The 17,159-nt window shown below is 56.9% G+C and carries 13 protein-coding genes and 1 pseudogene; 9 read left to right on the forward strand and 5 right to left on the reverse strand.

Features of this window, described 5'->3' with window-relative positions:
• Positions 1 to 665 precede the first annotated feature (665 nt).
• The 4 genes from PHACT_RS16290 to ylqF form a co-directional block, all read right to left on the reverse strand.
• The gene (locus tag PHACT_RS16290) at positions 666 to 812 is read right to left on the reverse strand and encodes a hypothetical protein (RefSeq protein ID WP_169819355.1); all 147 of its coding nucleotides are present in this window, start codon (positions 810 to 812) and stop codon (positions 666 to 668) included.
• 340 nt (positions 813 to 1,152) lie between these two features.
• Complete coding sequence (locus tag PHACT_RS00260; RefSeq protein WP_070115405.1) at positions 1,153 to 4,086, reverse strand: insulinase family protein; 2,934 nt, start codon at positions 4,084 to 4,086, stop codon at positions 1,153 to 1,155.
• A 2-nt stretch (positions 4,087 to 4,088) separates the two neighbouring features.
• A complete protein-coding gene (rapA, locus tag PHACT_RS00265; RefSeq protein WP_070115406.1) occupies positions 4,089 to 6,854 on the reverse strand; it encodes an RNA polymerase-associated protein RapA in 2,766 nt (921 codons plus the stop codon).
• Positions 6,851 to 7,759 carry a ribosome biogenesis GTPase YlqF gene (gene ylqF, locus PHACT_RS00270; protein WP_070115407.1) on the reverse strand — a complete coding sequence of 303 codons (909 nt, stop codon included), beginning with the start codon at positions 7,757 to 7,759 and terminating at the stop codon, positions 6,851 to 6,853. Before ylqF ends, rapA begins: the two co-directional genes overlap by 4 nt.
• 150 nt (positions 7,760 to 7,909) lie before the next feature.
• Here ylqF and PHACT_RS00275 point away from each other — a divergent pair, with 150 nt between their 5' ends.
• Complete coding sequence (locus PHACT_RS00275) at positions 7,910 to 8,227, forward strand: BolA family protein (protein WP_070115408.1); 318 nt, start codon at positions 7,910 to 7,912, stop codon at positions 8,225 to 8,227.
• 280 nt (positions 8,228 to 8,507) lie between these two features.
• Positions 8,508 to 9,347: a glucosaminidase domain-containing protein gene (locus PHACT_RS00280; protein ID WP_083264217.1), complete on the forward strand. Its 840-nt coding sequence runs from the start codon at positions 8,508 to 8,510 to the stop codon at positions 9,345 to 9,347.
• A 77-nt stretch (positions 9,348 to 9,424) separates the two neighbouring features.
• Here the strand turns inward: PHACT_RS00280 and PHACT_RS00285 are convergent, their stop codons facing one another.
• Positions 9,425 to 10,534, reverse strand: coding sequence for a polysaccharide deacetylase family protein (locus PHACT_RS00285; protein ID WP_083264218.1), 1,110 nt, complete (start codon positions 10,532 to 10,534; stop codon positions 9,425 to 9,427).
• Between the two features lie 437 nt (positions 10,535 to 10,971).
• Between PHACT_RS00285 and rpsB the strand changes: the two are divergent.
• The 7 genes and pseudogenes from rpsB to ispC form a co-directional block, all read left to right on the forward strand.
• Positions 10,972 to 11,739, forward strand: a pseudogene (gene rpsB, locus PHACT_RS00290) (30S ribosomal protein S2); the annotation flags it as partial.
• A 206-nt stretch (positions 11,740 to 11,945) separates the two neighbouring features.
• Positions 11,946 to 12,815, forward strand: a complete 870-nt coding sequence (tsf, locus tag PHACT_RS00295) for a translation elongation factor Ts (RefSeq protein WP_070115411.1) — start codon at positions 11,946 to 11,948, stop codon at positions 12,813 to 12,815.
• Positions 12,816 to 12,924: 109 nt separating this feature from the next.
• Entirely contained in the window at positions 12,925 to 13,683 is a 759-nt protein-coding gene (gene pyrH / locus PHACT_RS00300) for a UMP kinase (protein ID WP_070115412.1), read from the forward strand.
• Between the two features lie 11 nt (positions 13,684 to 13,694).
• A complete protein-coding gene (frr, locus tag PHACT_RS00305) occupies positions 13,695 to 14,252 on the forward strand; it encodes a ribosome recycling factor (RefSeq protein ID WP_070115413.1) in 558 nt (185 codons plus the stop codon).
• A gap of 51 nt (positions 14,253 to 14,303) precedes the next feature.
• A complete protein-coding gene (gene uppS / locus PHACT_RS00310; RefSeq protein WP_070115414.1) occupies positions 14,304 to 15,068 on the forward strand; it encodes a polyprenyl diphosphate synthase in 765 nt (254 codons plus the stop codon).
• Positions 15,061 to 15,966: a phosphatidate cytidylyltransferase gene (locus tag PHACT_RS00315; RefSeq protein WP_070115415.1), complete on the forward strand. Its 906-nt coding sequence runs from the start codon at positions 15,061 to 15,063 to the stop codon at positions 15,964 to 15,966. Before uppS ends, PHACT_RS00315 begins: the two co-directional genes overlap by 8 nt.
• A complete protein-coding gene (ispC, locus tag PHACT_RS00320; RefSeq protein WP_070115416.1) occupies positions 15,963 to 17,159 on the forward strand; it encodes a 1-deoxy-D-xylulose-5-phosphate reductoisomerase in 1,197 nt (398 codons plus the stop codon). The genes PHACT_RS00315 and ispC overlap by 4 nt, the downstream gene beginning before the upstream one ends.

The raw sequence follows: 17,159 nt of genomic DNA on the forward strand, positions 1-17,159 counted from the left end.
AAAAAGCGTTATGGAGATGGCGGCTGAGAGTAAATTGACTTTGTGTGGAATTTTTTTAGTGCTGTCGTGGGCTGGCATTTTATGTCCTCACAGTGCGGGTCGGTTACAGAAAAACAACTCTGGAATGGAGAATTTGTTAATGGTCGCAATGTGATTCGCATTATTCGTGCCAGAATATCCTGGTCCGATCGATGCGCAAAATGAGGGCACAAAAAACGAATGTGAGGTACAGAATCTGAACTTGTCACTTGCCTGTCACTCAATTGACAAAATGTTGTTAGAGTGGGGCGAAATCCAATTTTGGTGACTAAACGGTGATGAGGCGGAAAGCAGGCGGAGAGCAGGCAAGCACCCTAATGTGGCGGCTGCATTATTTTGGCCATGGCGTTCGCACATTTTCGGTGCTGGCCTATTCTGTGCCTGCGCCGCCCCCGGCTGGTGCGAGCGGGCCACAACAGTGCTGTTTATGGTTTTTCTTAGTGGCGCCTATGGGGACCGCTTAAGGGCGGACTTATGGGGACGGAGGGAATACTTTTTGACCAGTGTTCTTGCTAATGGCGCGTTGCAATTGTCACAGTAGTTAACCATGGCCGGAGGAGAAGCCGGCCTGGTCTGGGAAGAGGAAGGGGCAGGGCTTACTTACGTTGAAGCGTAGCCCTGAGATATCAATGTTTTACCTGTTCCTGTTTTTCTTCAGTCTTTGGTTCGCGGTTGATCTGAAAATCAGGTGCTGGCTTGCCTTTGTCCCGCTCGCGCTGCTTCTTGGTTTCGGCCATCTTTTCTTTGATTAGGTCTACAAATTTATCTGACATCCGGGCTCTCCTGATTTTTCCTGTCTGATTTTGGTTTGGCCTGAGATCTCAGGCAGTCGTTTCATTCTAGCAAAATCCCGATCTCCAGTAACAGCCAAATACCCCGGGCGAAATCTCAATCTAAAAATAGCCCCAAAAAAGCATGGCCAAAAAATCATGGCCAAAAAAAAAGCCCGGCTGTTTAGGCCGGGCTCAGAGTCATACTACTATCAAGGGAGAGATAAATGAAACAAAACCCACAATTTTGTCTGCAATCTACCTACACTTAATCAGACTCACTGTTTTGCACGAAGTTCCCAAATCTTTCAAAAAAACTTAAAATATTTGTTAGCTTCTGATTTCAAAGAGCTTTTACCTTCAGTCCGAGCTGCTCGGCGATGGCCTGCTGCTGACTGTTGGAGACCACGCCGATACTGGCATTCTCGGGCTTCAGGTATTGCGCGCAGACGCGCTGCAGGTCGGCCACGGTAACGGCCAGCACGCGCTTGCGGAAGGCCATGCGTGCCTCACGGGTGCGACCGAACAGGGCGCTGTAGTAGTCCTGCTTGGCAGCGCCTGCCGGTGACACGGAGCGATCCATGCTGCTGATGACGCCCAGGATGGCTTCCTCGACCAGGCGCTCGTGGTGCTCTTCGTTGATAACCCAGTCAATGGCGGCGTCGAAGTCCTTCAGCGTTTCCAGCAGGCGCGGGTCGCGGTAAGAGAAGAAACGGAACGAGGCCGAACCACCGTCCTGGTCAGCACCGGCACCGTAGGCGCCACCCTGTTCGCGAATGGCGCGGTGCAGGAAGGCGTTGCGCATGAACCCGCCCAGCACGGAGAGCACCGCGTGGTCGGGATGACCGCCCGGCACGGTGGGATAGGCCTTGGCGCAGAAGTGCACTTGGGTATTGGTGCTCCACAGTTCTCTGGTGGTTTCACGAATTGGTGTCAGTTGCAGGGATTCGGCGCTGGCAGACACTGCAGGCGCATTGCTCCAGCTCGCTTCCAGTGTGCCAAGCAATGTATCGCGATGCTGTTCTTCACCCACCAGCAGGAAGCGGCGTGGGGAGGCAATGACCTGTTGATGAATACGTGACAGTTTTGCCAGTAGCGCGTCCAGTTTTTCCGGCTGTTTCAGCTCCCGCGTCAGCGTTTTCAGGTTCTTGATGCCCTGCAGTCCCGAGAACTGGTGGCTGAGGCGGGCGGTCGGACTCATGCCACTGGAGGCCAGATTGATTGCCAGCGCGTGTCCGCGACCGGTAACACTGCTCTGTTGCCGGGCTGCTATCTGTTCCAGCAGCTCGCGGATGCGCTTGCCTTCATCAAAACGCACATTAAAGAAGGTGTCGTGCAGCAGTTCGGTCATCTGTGCCTGTTTGGCAACGAGCGCCTTGCTCGACATCACAATGATGGCCTTGCTTTGCTGTTCATCATCGGGTGTTGCGCGGACGCTGGCGTAACAGTTGATGCCGCCGCATACGGCAGCCTGCCAGGCCTGCACCTCGGCATAACCCTTGTCACCGACGCCCAATTCGGCAAGACAACTGGTATACCAGGGCAGCACCGCCAGCAGTTCGTCGTCCAGGTTGGGCAGATCCACCACCACCTGCTGGTAACACAGGCCGTTGGTGCCTTGCGCGTACCAGCTCAACGGCGCGCCGGCGCACTGTAATTGCTCGGAGTGAATAAGCGGCAATTCGGCCGGCACATCTTCAAGGCCGATTTTGGGCAGCACATCGGGGTCATCTTCCTGTACCTGACGCTTGGCCAGGCGCTGGTTCTGATCCAGGATGGCTGCTTTGTCGGCGTCACTGAGGCTGGCTTTGATGGCCTGCAGGCGGGCGATTTCCGCGTCTGCTTCACGGCGTGAGATTTCGGTGTCAGGGGTCAGTGTCAGCACCACCTGGTGCGGGTTGTTCAGAATCAGGTTGCGGATCAGGTCCGGTATAAAATTCGGATCCTTGATGTCTTCGCGCAGTTGCACCAGCACCGGTTCAATGTCGAGCAGCTTGATCGGATCACCGCGGTGCACGGCAGTCGACAGGCCGGCCATCATCAGTTGCAACCCGTACGGGTAGCTGTCACCGGCGATTTCACGCTGATGCAGTTCCAGCTGATGCAGTGCCGATTCCACCTGGTCGGCGTCAACGCCTTCGTCAGCGACCCGTTTCAGGGTGTCGAGCACCATCTGTTCAACATCGTTGGCAGCATCCGGGGCACAGCCTTCCAGGCCACACAGAAAGCTCATCTCACGGTTGCTGTCTTCCAGGCCGCACAGCGGGGAGGGGGATTTACCCAGCTCACTGGTTTCCAGCGCGTCCAGCAACGGACTGGCACTGTTATCCAGTAATACCGCGCTGAGCAGCTGGGCCTTGAACAGGGCTTCCAGGTCGGTGCTCTTGCCCAGCAGCCAGGCCAGCACGACATGGGTTTTGTCGTCGGTGCCGTCGTCGGCGTCGACGGAATAACTTTCCTGCACTCTGACCGGGGCAAGATAGCGCTTTTCGTCTTTGGCGCTCAGATGTATGTCCAGTTTGTCGAAGCGCTTGAGGGCCAGTTCTTCGAACTTGGCCTGATGCTCATGGGCCGGGATGTCGCCATAGGTCATGAAGATGGCGTTACTGGGATGATAGTGAGTCTTGTAAAAATCTTTCAGATCCGCGTAGCTCAGATCGGGAATGTGTGAGGGTTCGCCGCCACTGTTGTAGTGGTAGGTTGAGGTCGGGAACAGATAGCTGCTCATGCTTTGCCACAGGCGGGCAGTGGCTGAGCTCATGGCGCCTTTCATTTCGTTGTAGACCACGCCTTTATAGGTCAGATCACTGTTAATGTTGTCTTCTTCGACAAAGGCCAGACGGTGACCTTCCTGGGCAAAATCCAGTTCATCCAGATTGGAGAAAAATACTGCATCAAGATAGACTTGCAGAAGATTGTCAAAGTCTTTTCTATTTTTACTGGCGAAAGGATAAGCCGTGCAGTCGCTGCTGGTGAAGGCGTTCATGAAGGTGTTGAGCGAGCGCCGTATCATCATGAAAAACGGGTCGCGCACCGGGTAACGCTCGCTGCCGCACAGGGCGGTGTGTTCCAGTATATGGGCAACGCCACAGGAGTCCATGGGCAGGGTGCGCAGGGCGACCAGAAACACGTTCTCCGGGTTGTCGGCGGCCAGGTGGAAATGGCGGGCGCCGGTTCGCTCATGTTCGAATTCGTGCATGTCCAGTTGCAATGACGGGATGCTCTGGCTGCGCAGCCATTTGAACGCGGCGTGACTCCGGGTTGGCGTTTGACTCATATTCATTCCTGTTTCGGGTTGAGGATCAGGTGGATCGCGACCAGTTCGGCCTCTGCTTTGCCCAGGCATTGATGCAGGGCCAGTGTCTGTTCTTTCAGATAGTCTATCTCTTCCTGCCTGATATTGGGATTGTTCTGCTTTAATGCAAGCAGGCGCTTGATCTCGGCCGTCTGGCTCGCCAGCATGCGCTGACTGGCCTTGTCGATGGCGGCCTGACACTGTTTGGCAGCCTGCAGGTTGGCGTGTGTGAGCATGGCCTGCAGTGTCTTCTGATGCTCCTGCATGAATTCGCGAGTCGCTGCCTTGTTGGGGTAGCGCAGGGCGTCGGCAAAATCAGCGGGCAGTGTCACCTGAGCGGCGTCATCGCGGTGATTGAGCGCCACTGTCAGAGTGGTGCTGGTGGCGGGCAGGTATTTGGCCAGCTGCAGATGTGCCGGCGCGCTGACCTTGACGCGGTACAGGCACTGGGCGATCAGCGGGGAGCGGGGCGCGGGCCAGCCATGCTCCTCGATATAGACGCTGACCGATGCCTTGCCCTGATGGCTGTCGATGACCAGGTCCATGGCGCCGGTGATCATCGGGTGTTGCCAGCTCAGGAAGACACGGTCTTCGCGACTCAGGGCCTGGCTGCGCTGGAAGCAGGCTTCAAAACCTTCGTCGGGCAGACCGGGAAAGACCGGCAACAGCATGTCTTCGCCGGGAACGATGCTGACGCTGTTGTCGCTGTTCTGCTCGTAGAACACGCTGTAGCTGTCCAGCACGCTGAGCAGCCAGGGCTCGGGCGAGCAGTCTTTTTCGAACACACGGATGCTGTGCACCAGTTCGGCTGCGCGCTCGGCGTTAAACGAGTTCAATTCCAGCAGCTGATCGCGGCCCTGTTCCAGCTCCTGTTGCAGGGCAGTGTTCTGTTGCGCTGCATCGGCCAGGAAGCGATTGAAGTCGTCGCTGCTGGCGTCCGGAACGTCCAGATACGCCTCCAGTTGCGGTCGCAGGTCGTTATACAAACGGAAGGCGGCGCGGGAAACCTGTTCAAAGGCGCTCAATGCCTCGTGGTACCAGCGAAACAGTACTTCCTGACGGCTGTCACGCATGTAAGGTACGTGGATCTCAATGTCGTGCTGTTGGCCAATGCGATCGAGGCGGCCGATACGTTGTTCCAGCAGATCGGGATTGGTGGGCAGGTCGAACAGCACCAGATGGCGGCAGAACTGGAAATTGCGCCCCTCGCTGCCGATTTCCGAGCACACCAGTATGCGGGCAGCATCGTCGCTGTCACCGGCAAAATAGGCTGCCGCACGGTCCCGCTCGAGCAGGCTCATGTGGCGGTGGAAAACACTGCTACGCATGCCAACGCGAAGGCGCAGGTGTTTTTCCAGGGCAATGGCGAGGGCATCATGGGCGCAGATCAACAGCACCTTGCCGTCGTGATTTTCGTTCAGCCATTGCACCAGCCACTGCACGCGTGGGTCGGATTCCAGGCCTCCGGACTCATTGTCGTCAGCGCCAGCAGCGGTTTGGCTGGAAGCGCCAGCGGCGGCCTGGTTGGAAAGCGGCCAGGCATTGAGCTTGCGCTGCGGGAAACCACTGAGACCACGGCGGGTGTTGCGGAACAGAATACGACCGGTGCCGTGCTGATCCAGAAGTTCACTTACTTTAGCGCTATTCTTGTCCAGGTTGCTGATTTTGCTTGCAGTGTCTTGGTACTTTTTCTGCTCGCTGACAAATGTTTCATAATCACTGAAGCGCGCCGGATCGAGCAGGCGCAGCAAGGCAAAATGGTTTTTATGCCCCAGCTGTTCCGGTGTTGCGGTCAGCAATAACAGGCCTTTACTGGCCGCTGCCAGACGGCTCAGGGCCAGATAGGCGGGGTCGGCATCCTGCTCAGCGCCGAGTTCAACGTGATGCGCTTCGTCGACAATGGTCAGGTCCCAACCGGCATTTTCGGCCTGGGCGATAAGATCGGGTTTGCTGGTGAACAGGGAGATCGGGCACAGCGCCAGTTGCGTGCTGCTGAACGGATCACTCTCACCGCTTTCGGTGAGCGCCTCACAGCGCTCGGCGTCCAGCACTGTGAAATGCAGATTGAAGCGGCGCAGCATTTCCACCAGCCACTGATGCAACAATGGCTCGGGTACAATGATCAGCACGCGTTGGCACAGGCCGCTGACCAGTTGCTGTTGCAGAATCAGACCGGCTTCGATGGTTTTACCCAAACCCACCTCATCAGCCAGCATCACCCTTGGTGCATAGCGGCGGGCGACTTCATCCGCGATATACAGCTGGTGTGGAATCAACTCCGCGCGGGCGCTACAGAGCCCCATGAGGCCGCTGGCTTCGGCTTGGCCCAGCAGGTTGAGGCTTTGCTGTTTCAGTCGGAACCAGTGAGCCGGATCAAACTGGCCCGACATCAGCCGATCCAGAGGCCGGTTCATGCTCAGGGTGTCGGGCAGCAATGCCTCGGGCAGCGGTTTGATGTCGCCTTCGGGCATACGCACCCGGTAATTGAGGGTGCCGGCCGCGGTAACATCTATGCCGGTGATGTCGACTTTGACCTCGCCCAGCTGCAGGGGGTCGCCCACGTTCAGCACCAGTCGTGTGAGCGGGGCGCTGTCACGGGCGTAGCGGCGGGACTCGTCGACGGCACTGAAGTCCAGAGTCACTGTGCGGTGGTCGGTTTCGGTGACCATGCCCAGGCCCAGGTCGGGCTCGGTGTCGCTTATCCAGCGTTGGCCGGCAGAGAATTCTTTGAGTTTGTCCGTTTGTTTCATGTATTCGTCGGTGTTTCCGTTTGGGGTTCGTTTGAGCTGTCCTCGGCCGGCGTTTCCGTCTTGGCGGGATGCACGATGGGCGGTGGTGCCTGTTCCAGGGTCAGGCGGCCCAGACGGCCTTCGCGGTAGTCATGCAGCAGAATCTCGGCCACCTTGTGCCAGTCGACACCGCCGTAGCGGCCCCGGCAGCCACGCTTACCCGCCAGTTCGGTCATGAACTGCTCGGCGTCGTCGGGCAGGGTGTCCATGCCGTAACGGTTTTTCAGGGAACCGGGGAAGTCGCGCAGGAGGAATTCAGCGGCGTAAAAGGCAACATCTTCAAACACGATGGCAGTGTTGCGGATGGCGCCGGCGCAGGCCAGACGATGTGCGGCGTCCTGATCTTCCAGCTTGGGCCAAAGCACACCGGGTGTGTCGAACAGGTACCAGTGGTCGTTCAGTTTGATGCGTTGCTGGGCTTTGGTGACAGCGGGTTCATTGCCGGTTTTGGCCAGTTTACGGCCGGCAATCTGGTTCATCAGGGTGGATTTGCCGACGTTGGGTATGCCGCAGATGACCGCGTTATATTTGCGCTGCTCCTGGCCGACCAGACGCTGGCACTGCCACAACAGGTTCTCATTGCTCAGTAGCTGGTCTTTGCCATTGATCAGTGCGGCACTGCCAGGCTTGCTGTTGAAGTAATTGATCCACGCCGCCGTTGCCTTGGGGTCAGCCAGGTCGGCTTTGTTTAGCACGTGCACGCAGGGCTTGTGATGCTTGCTGCGCAGGCTTTCCAGCATGGGGTTTGCGCTGGCGGCAGGCATGCGCGCGTCCAGCACTTCGATGACGACATCGATCTGCTGCATGAGTTTGGCCAACTCTTTGTTGGCCTTGAACATGTGTCCGGGGTACCAGTTTATCTTCATGGGCTTGCGTCCTTCATGGGCGCGCATCATAGCACGAGACCCGACGCGCAGCATGTTATGCTTTATGGGGACGGAGGGAATACTTTTTAACCATAGGTGGTTAAAAAGTATTCCCTCCGTCCCCATAAAATACGTAGGAGCCGTCACGCCATGAAAACCATGCACGAACGAATCGAGGGTAAACTGCAGGCGCAGATCCAGCCCACGCATTACGACATCATCAACGAGAGCCATATGCACAGTGGTCCGGCGACCGAGTCGCATTTCAAGTTGATTGTGGTGGCTGAGCATTTCACCGGGCTTAATGCGGTCAAACGGCACCAGGCGCTTTACGGTCTGTTGGCCGAAGAGCTCCGTGAAGGGGTACACGCGCTGGCGTTGCATACGTACACGCCAGAAGAGTGGGCGCAGAACCAGCAGGGAGCGCCGGATTCTCCCAACTGCCGGGGCGGCAGCCAGGTTGGATAGCAAAAGAGGGTAATCTGGAACTTGCCAATATGTCGTGGCACAAAGGCTCGTTGACCACTATATATAGGAGTGTGGCGGGCAAAATGGGGTGAGTTAGGCGTGAATTTCTTGCGCGCCTGTTCATTTTCAGTTAAGGTGCCGCCCATCATAATCCGGATTCACCTGTCGACCGACAGAATTTGTACGGATTTTAATACGCTAGTGACACGTCTGGATAAGAGTAAAACAATAATCATCAACCCTTAGCTTTATTTGACGTCAACACCAGAGGCCAGGACCGATGCTTGATTTACTCCGACACCCGAGATTGCCGGTGCTTGCGCGTACCGGAACCATCGCTGCCGTTGCCGTATTCACGCTGACCGCATTCGCACAATATCGTCACGCTTCCGTCATTACTCACGAACTGGTCCTGCAACCGCAACCAATGCCGGTAGCGACCGATGCCGTTGTGGTGATGCCTGATTTCGAAGCCGTGACCGATACCAACACCCGCAAGGAAGCATTTTTTGCCTTCCTGCACTCCCATATCGAGGAAGAAAACGAGCGTGTGCGTGAGACCCGCTTGCGTCTGTTGCCACTGGCGGCGGTTCTGCGTGCCGGTGAGCCTCTGAGTAAGGTGGAGCGTGCCGATTTTGAGCAGATAGCGTCTGAGTATCGCCTGGAAGAATCCGGCCTGAGCGACCGCGAGCTGGCCAGAGAGCTGCTGCGTCGTGTCGATATTGTGCCGATGTCACTGGTGATGGCGCAGGCGGCCAACGAGTCGGCCTGGGGAACGTCACGATTTGCCCGTGAAGGGAACAACATCTTTGGTCAGTGGTGCTTCAATGAAGGCTGTGGCCTGGTGCCGGAACGTCGCCGCAGTGATGCCAGTCACGAAGTACGAAGCTTTGGCTCGGTCCAGGGCTCGGTACGCGCCTATCTGCGGAATCTGAACACCCATGACAGCTACGCCGAGATGCGCGAGATGCGTGCCCAGATGCGGGCACAGGCGCGTCCGCTGGATTCCATGGTGTTGGCCCGAGGCCTGACCCGCTATTCAGCGCGCGGCATGGCGTATGTCAGCGAGTTGCAGGACATCATCCGCGTCAATCGCCTGCACGCCTTCGATCGTAGCTAAAGAACAAAGAATGGGGACGGAGGGAATACTTTTTGACCACGAGTGGTTAAAAAGTATTCCCTCCGTCCCCATTCTTCTTAGTCCGCGTTGGTCGGGGTTGGTCGGGTCCAGAACTTGTTGTACCAGTAGTAGCGATTGGTGCCGCGCTTTGGGGCGGTGCAGATGTAGCCGAAGCGGCGAGCATCGAAGGTCCGGCCGGCGGCTGGCTGAATGCTAAAGTGCACGGCGTCGCGATCAATCCACTCCAGTTCCAGCGGTTCACCACCGGCGTAGCAACCAAGTTGGGAGACATTAAAATCTCCGGCCAGTTGCAGGGTGACGGCCGGGCGTCGGCTGTCGGTGATGGGAGAGCGCGGCTCCTGCACTTTGATTTCGAAGGCTAGCGCCTGCAGCTTGGTTGATGCGGTTTCAATGTCGGCATAAAAACCGGCCAGCGGGAAACGCGGCAGCGCTGTGAAATCCGAGTGATAACCGACGGCGCCCGAGTTTTGCGCCAAAGCGATAAATCCCTCATCTGCAACCATCTCGCTAATGTCATTGTCGAACTCACCATAAGGATAGGCCAGGATCTTATGGTCCTGACCGGTTTCGTCCTGAATGCGTTGCTGCGCGTGCAGCAGTTCGTCGCGCAAACGTTGCAGGCGCTCGGCGTTGCTTTCGTCCGGCAGCGCATCGATCATGTGTGGGTGGTTTACCATGTGGTTGGCGATGATGACGCCGGCATCGGCCATGTCGCGGATCTGGTCCCAGTTCATGTAGCCGTTCTGGTTGTCGTCAATGGGCTGGGTGCTGACAAACAGCGTCATTGGGAAGCCGAATTCCTGCAGCATCGGCAGGCCGGTGGTGTAAATTGATTCGTAGGCATCATCAAAGGTCAGCGCTGCCACGCGTTCGGGCATGTCTTCCTGGTTTTGCAGGGCTGCCAGCACGCGATCCAGTGGCCACACCGCAAAGTCGTTGTCACGCAGATACTCAAGCTGGGTGCGCAGTTCGTCCGGAGTCAGGCTGGTGGAGCGGGGGGTTGACTCGGAAACATGATGATACGTGGCAATGACCGCATGCTGCGCATGGGCGTCTGTGCTACAACCCGCTGTCACTGTCGTTATCAGGGCCAATGCCAGGGCGGTGCCTGCTGCTCGCGCAGGATGTCGGCCCGAACGGGACCGCTGCTTCAGTTCAGTGCGCATATCAACTCCTTTGCACGATGGTGTTGCCCCTGATCTTAACCGAGATCAGCGTCCTGATTCTATCCATGTGGCCGGTGTTGCGAGGCCGATTCAGGCGTTTGTGTCAGGATGGTCGTATCTGCCCGTAAATATCTCTTTTGCGCGCAGTTTTACTTTAATCGGAGGGCTAGTTGTGGTATAAATGCGCCCGCTGCAAAACCGGGTGTCCAATGCTGAATTCCGCAAGGGGTCTGAATTGGTCTGTTGACCGGACTGCAGTGCAACTTTTAACTTAACGTCACACATGCACCGACACATGTTCTTGGGTGCTCAATTTCAGCGCTCTGACCCTGATATATCACGGGCAGAGGATGGGCTGGCAAGCTGCCAGCACTAACACTGAAAGCGGGTTAGATCATGGGGTGTATGGAGGCCTAACCCGAAATAAGGTAGATATCATGACTGAAGTATCAATGAAAGACATGCTCAAGGCTGGCGTCCATTTTGGCCACCAGACCCGTTACTGGAACCCAAAGATGAAGCCTTTCATCTTCGGCGCCCGTAACAAGATCCACATCGTTAACCTGGAGCACACCGTGCCCGCGTTCAACGAAGCCCTGGCCGCTATCCAGAACCTGGCCGGTGGTAACAAGAAAATTCTGTTTGTTGGCACCAAGCGTGCAGCTGGCAAGATCATCAAAGAGCAGGCCGAACGTGCTGGCATGCCGTATGTTGATCACCGCTGGCTCGGCGGCATGCTGACCAACTATAAAACCATTCGTGGTTCCATCAAGCGTCTGCGTGACCTGGAAGCTCAGGAAACCGACGGTACGCTTGAGCGTCTGACCAAGAAAGAAGCCCTGATGCGTCGCCGCGCCAAAGACAAACTGGATCGCAGCATCGGTGGTATCAAAGATATGGCGGGTCTGCCGGATGCGCTGTTTGTGATTGACGTTGATCACGAACGCATTGCCATTACCGAAGCCAACAGCCTGCGCATCCCCGTGATTGGCGTGGTTGATACCAACAGCAACCCTGATGGCATTGATTACCCGATTCCCGGCAACGATGACGCGCAGCGCGCCATTCTGTTGTATGCGACAGCCGTGGCGGATGCCTGCCTGGCAGGTCGTACCAAGGGCAACCTGGTCAGCGACAGCGACTTTGTAGAAGTTGACGAGAAAGCTGAAGCGGCTGCAGCCGAGAAAAAAGCGCCTGCAGCGGAAAAAGCACCTGCAGCAGAAGAAGCGCCGGCGGCTGAAGCAGCACCGGCAGCAGACGCGGAGAAGTCGGCCTGAGGTGGCTGATGGTGCCGACCCCCGGCACCGTGATGATTCGACATACTCCGTTTTAGAAAAAAAGGGGCCTTGCCCCTTTTTTTTAACAATTTTTCAGCACTATTTATTTAAGAATTCAAGTGAGGCTATCGCAAATGGCGAATATTACAGCAGGCATGGTTAAAGAGTTACGTGAGCGCACCGGACTGGGCATGATGGATTGCAAAAAAGCCCTGGTGGAAGCCGATGGTGACATGGACAAGGCGATTGAAGACCTGCGCAAAGCCAGCGGCCTGAAAGCGGCCAAGAAAGCCGGTCGTACTGCCGCTGAAGGCATCGTCAAAACCCGTATCGCCGATGACAACAGCTATGGTGTTATCGTTGAAGTGAACAGCGAAACCGATTTTGTTGCCCGTGATGACAGCTTTCTTGCCTTTGCTGAGGAATGTCTGACTCAGGCATTTGTCAGTAAAGAAGCAGATGCAGCGACACTGGCTGCAGGCGTGGAAAACGATCGCTCTGCACTGGTTCAGAAAATTGGTGAAAACATCAACCTGCGCCGTGTAGCTGTGGTTGAGGCCGATGTGGTTGACACCTATGTACACAGCAACGACCGCATCGCGGTGCTGGTTGCCCTGAAAGGCGGTGATGCTGCACTGGCACGTGATGTTGCCATGCACGTGGCTGCGGCCAACCCACTGGTTGTGCGCGCTGATGATGTGCCGTCTGACGTCCTGGACAAAGAACGCGAAATCTATGCTGCCCAGGCCGCTGAAAGTGGCAAGCCTGCCGAGATCGTGGAAAAGATGATCGAAGGCCGTATCCGCAAGTACGTTGCTGAAATCACGCTGCTGGAACAGGCCTTTGTTAAAGACCCTGACCTGACAGTAGGCGCGTTGCTGAAGAAAGCTGGCGCGGATGTGGTGAGCTTTGTACGTTACGAAGTGGGTGAAGGCATCGAGAAAGAAGTTGTCGACTTTGCCGAAGAAGTTGCTGCACAGGCCGCGGCGTCGAAAAAGCAGTAAACAGCACTGGTCGCCCCAGGCTGGGGACGGAGCGTTAGCTCCGTCCCCGGAAATAACCACGAGGGGACGGAACCTTCGTCCCCGAGCAAAACTGAACCGGACAACTGACATGGCAAAAACTGAGAAAAAGTATAAACGCATACTCTTGAAACTCAGTGGCGAGGCGTTGACGGGCGAGGCTGATTTTGGCATCGACCCCAAAGTGCTTGACCGCATGGCCGTGGAAGTCGGTCAGTTGGTCGGTCTGGGTATCGAGATCGGTGTGGTGATTGGCGGTGGCAACCTGTTCCGTGGCGCAGCACTGCACGCTGCCGGCATGGAGCGGGTGACCGGCGATCACATGGGCATGCTGGCCACCGTGATGAATGCGCTGGCCATGCGCGATGCACTGGAGAGGGCCGGGATTTCCACCCGTGTGATGTCGGCCATCCCCATGAGCGGTGTGGTTGAACATTACGACCGACGAGCGGCGATCCGCCATCTGCGCTCTGGTGATGTGGTGATTTTTGCTGCCGGCACCGGTAACCCGTTTTTTACCACCGATTCAGCAGCCTGCCTGCGCGGCATCGAAATTGATGCCGGCCTGATTCTGAAAGCAACCAAAGTCGACGGTGTTTACTCTGCCGACCCCATGCGCGTTCCTGATGCGATCAAGTATGATTACCTGACGTATGATGAAGTGCTGGACAAAAAACTGGGAGTGATGGACCTGACAGCAATCTGTCTGGTGCGTGACCACGACATTCCGGTGTGTGTGTTCAACATGCAGAAACCGGGATCATTATTGAACAACGTGATGGGTCAGACCGATGGTACCTTGATAGGTGTGGTACGCCCAAGCGAGCCGAGTGGCGACGACGCCAACTGAAGGGGATCAGCATGATTGACGAAATAATCACTGACGCCAGCGAGCGCATGGACAAATCCCTGCATTCTCTGGAAATTGCGTTCAACAAAATCCGTACCGGCCGTGCCCACCCGGGTATTCTGGACACTGTCATGGTGTCTTATTATGGCAGCGATACGCCGCTGAACCAGTTGGCCAATATCACCGTGGAAGAAGGCCGTCTGCTGGTCATTGTGCCGTGGGAGCGGGCGTTGATCACGGAAGTGGAAAAAGCCATTCTGAAATCGGACCTGGGCCTGAATCCGTCCAATAACGGCGAATCCATCCGTTTGCCAATGCCTGCGCTGACGGAAGAAACCCGTCGCGATTACACAAAACAGGCCAAGACCGAGGCGGAAAATGCCCGCGTTGCCATCCGCAATATCCGCCGTGATGCCAACAGCACCATCAAAGACCTTCTCAAGGACAAGGAAATCAGTGAAGATGACCAGCGTCGGGCAGAAGATCGCATTCAAAAGCTGACCGACAAGTATATCGCATCGGTTGAGTCGACCTACGGCGAGAAAGAAAAAGACCTGCTGTCCATCTGACCGGTGGCTGATATTGCAGCTCAAGCCATGGATGCGAGAGGAGACGTCTTAATGGAACAGACCCCGACAGGCGGTCAGCCCAGGCATATTGCGGTTATCATGGATGGCAATAACCGTTGGGCCAAAGCGCGTGGCCTGCGCGGCAGTGCTGGCCACCGTGCCGGCGCGGAAGCGGCACGTGAAGTGGTTTATACCTGTGCCGATCTGAGCATAGAGCATCTGACCCTGTTTGCTTTCAGCAGTGAGAACTGGCTACGTCCCAATAAAGAGGTGCGCGGCCTGATGGCGCTGTTTTTGAGCGTTCTTCAGCGTCATGAAATCCGGCAGCTGCATGAGCGTAACGTGCGGCTGCGCTTTATTGGCAACCGTGGCAGCTTCTCTCCCCGCCTGCAGAAAAACATGAACGATGTGGAAAAACTGACCCGGAACAATACCGGGATGGTGGTGACCGTTGCCGCTGATTATGGTGGTCAATGGGATATTGCCCAGGCTTGCCAGCGCATCGCCGAGAAGGTTCAACTGGGTGCATTGCAGGCGGCTGACATTACTGCCGACACCGTGCAACAACACGCCAGTCTGGCAGATGCACCGGCGCCCGACCTGTGTATCAGGACCGGCGGTGAAAAACGCATCAGCAACTTTCTGCTGTGGCAGTTTGCCTATACCGAACTGTATTTTGATGATGTCTACTGGCCCGACTTTGGTGCAGACTCCCTGCGCAAGGCGCTGGATGATTTCAGCCGACGCAAGCGCCGCTATGGTGGGCATTCAGACAGCGATGAAATAACTGAAACTGAGGACACCAAGATTGCTTAAACAGCGTGTTGTGACCGCCATTGTCATGTTGCTGGTGCTGTACGCCGGCACGGCATGGTTGTCACCGGTCATGTTTGCCGGCTTCCTGAGCCTGGTACTGTTGCCGGCCCTGTTGGAATGGGGCCGACTGATGGGCCTGGTGCGTGATCGCGAACGCCTGGCCTGGGTAGGCAGTTTTACTGTCATCCTGTCGCTGATTATCTGGTTTCTGTTGCTGCCTGGCACCGGCGCGCAGGAACAGACCGGGCTGTTTCTGACTTCAAGTCTGACGCTCAATATCACCGGCGTGGCACTGGTCAGTGTGCTGGCGGTGACGTTCTGGGCCAGCATTTTTTATTTTCTGCGCCGTTACCCCAGACGTCAGGAGCACTGGCAGGCGCGCTGGCGCATCGGTCTGATGGGCCTGGCCTGCCTGATCCCGACCTGGGTTGGTTTCCTTTATCTGAAAGTCCTGGCGCCTTCCGGTCTGCTGGTGCTGGTTCTGGTGGCATTGGTCAGTGTCGTTGATATCGGGGCCTACTTTTCCGGCCGGGCCTGGGGCAACGCCAAGCTGGCGCCGGCGCTGAGCCCGAAAAAATCCTGGGCCGGTTTCTGGGGCGGGCTGGCCAGTTGTGCGGCGCTGACCCTGGGTCTGCTGACCTGGGTGCATACCGAATATCAGACCCTGTCGCCGCTAACGTGGGTGGTGTTGTTGCTGGCAGCGCTGCTGCTGGCGGTGTTCTCGGTGATCGGTGACCTGTTCGAAAGCATGCTCAAGCGTCATCGCGGCATCAAGGACAGCGGTCGCAGCCTGCCCGGGCATGGCGGTGTGCTTGACCGAATTGACAGTCTGGTGGCGGCCACGCCCGTGTTTGTATTGGCGATGGTGTTGCTGAGCACCCGGCTCGAGGTGTTATGAGCCGTCCCGAAATACAGTCGATCACCGTGCTCGGCGCTACCGGATCGGTTGGTACCAGCACGCTGGATGTCATTTCACGTCATGATCATTTTCGTGTTTATGCGCTGAGTGCCCATAGCAATACCGCCTTGCTGCTGAGTCAGTGTCTTCAGTTTGAACCCCAATATGCCGTGCTCACTGATGAAGATGCAGCTGAATCGCTGCGTCTGCAATTGCGCAAGGCAGGTTCTCAGACGGAAGTGCAGTGGGGCGCGGAGGCGTTGAGCAGAATCGCATCCGATGCTGACGTCGATGTGGTCATGGCCGCCATCGTCGGTGCTGCCGGCCTGCTGCCGGCGCTGGCGGCTGCGCAAAGCGGCAAGAAGGTGCTGCTGGCCAACAAGGAATCCCTGGTGATGGCGGGCGAGCTGTTCATGCAGGCGGCCGTGGCCAGTGGCGCGGTAATTCTGCCCATCGACAGTGAACACAATGCCATTTTTCAGTGCCTGCCGGCGCCTGCGCAGTCAGCGCGCGGCAATCTGGCCGGGCAGGGTGTGCGCAAGGTGTTGCTGACTGCGTCGGGCGGCCCGTTTCTGCATACGCCGGTGGAGCAGTTGCATGAGGTGACGCCGGCTCAGGCCTGCAAACACCCTAACTGGGATATGGGGCGTAAAATTTCCGTCGACTCTGCCTCCATGATGAACAAAGGACTGGAGTTTATTGAGGCGTGTTATCTTTTTGATCTGGCGCCTGAGGCCGTTGAGGTGGTGATTCACCCGCAGAGCATTGTGCACTCCATGGTTGAATACGCCGATGGGTCAGTGCTGGCGCAACTGGGCAGTCCGGATATGCGGGTGCCGATTGCACATGCCCTGGCCTGGCCCGAACGTATTGCATCTGGTGCTGACTTTCTGAGTCTGGTGACAAGCCCTGATCTGCAGTTTCTGGCGCCTGACCTGTCCCGTTTCCCGTGCCTGCAGTTGGGCATGGACGCGGCCCGGCAGGGTGGTTATGCGCCCGCCTGCCTGAACGCGGCCAATGAAATTGCGGTGGCCGCCTTCCTGGCCGGTCAGATCCGGTTTACCGATATTCCCCGGGTAATTTCTGGCACCCTGGCGCAAATTACTTGTCGCCAGCCGGTCTCTATCGCTATGATTCAACAGCTGGATGCCGAGGCGCGGGCAGTTGCCTGTGACATCGCAGCGGGGTTCTGA

This window comes from Pseudohongiella acticola (assembly GCF_001758195.1).
GTDB classification, from domain to species: Bacteria; Pseudomonadota; Gammaproteobacteria; order Pseudomonadales; family Pseudohongiellaceae; genus Pseudohongiella; species Pseudohongiella acticola.

Excerpts from the sequence above, each read along its gene's own strand:
- PHACT_RS16290 (WP_169819355.1), bottom strand. The coding sequence starts at position 812 with ATGTCAGATAAATTTGTAGACCTAATCAAAGAAAAGATGGCCGAAACC.
- PHACT_RS00260 (WP_070115405.1), bottom strand. The coding sequence starts at position 4,086 with ATGAGTCAAACGCCAACCCGGAGTCACGCCGCGTTCAAATGGCTGCGC.
- rapA (WP_070115406.1), bottom strand. The coding sequence starts at position 6,854 with ATGAAACAAACGGACAAACTCAAAGAATTCTCTGCCGGCCAACGCTGG.
- ylqF (WP_070115407.1), bottom strand. The coding sequence starts at position 7,759 with ATGAAGATAAACTGGTACCCCGGACACATGTTCAAGGCCAACAAAGAG.
- PHACT_RS00275 (WP_070115408.1), top strand. The coding sequence starts at position 7,910 with ATGAAAACCATGCACGAACGAATCGAGGGTAAACTGCAGGCGCAGATC.
- PHACT_RS00280 (WP_083264217.1), top strand. The coding sequence starts at position 8,508 with ATGCTTGATTTACTCCGACACCCGAGATTGCCGGTGCTTGCGCGTACC.
- PHACT_RS00285 (WP_083264218.1), bottom strand. The coding sequence starts at position 10,534 with ATGCGCACTGAACTGAAGCAGCGGTCCCGTTCGGGCCGACATCCTGCG.
- tsf (WP_070115411.1), top strand. The coding sequence starts at position 11,946 with ATGGCGAATATTACAGCAGGCATGGTTAAAGAGTTACGTGAGCGCACC.
- pyrH (WP_070115412.1), top strand. The coding sequence starts at position 12,925 with ATGGCAAAAACTGAGAAAAAGTATAAACGCATACTCTTGAAACTCAGT.
- frr (WP_070115413.1), top strand. The coding sequence starts at position 13,695 with ATGATTGACGAAATAATCACTGACGCCAGCGAGCGCATGGACAAATCC.
- uppS (WP_070115414.1), top strand. The coding sequence starts at position 14,304 with ATGGAACAGACCCCGACAGGCGGTCAGCCCAGGCATATTGCGGTTATC.
- ispC (WP_070115416.1), top strand. The coding sequence starts at position 15,963 with ATGAGCCGTCCCGAAATACAGTCGATCACCGTGCTCGGCGCTACCGGA.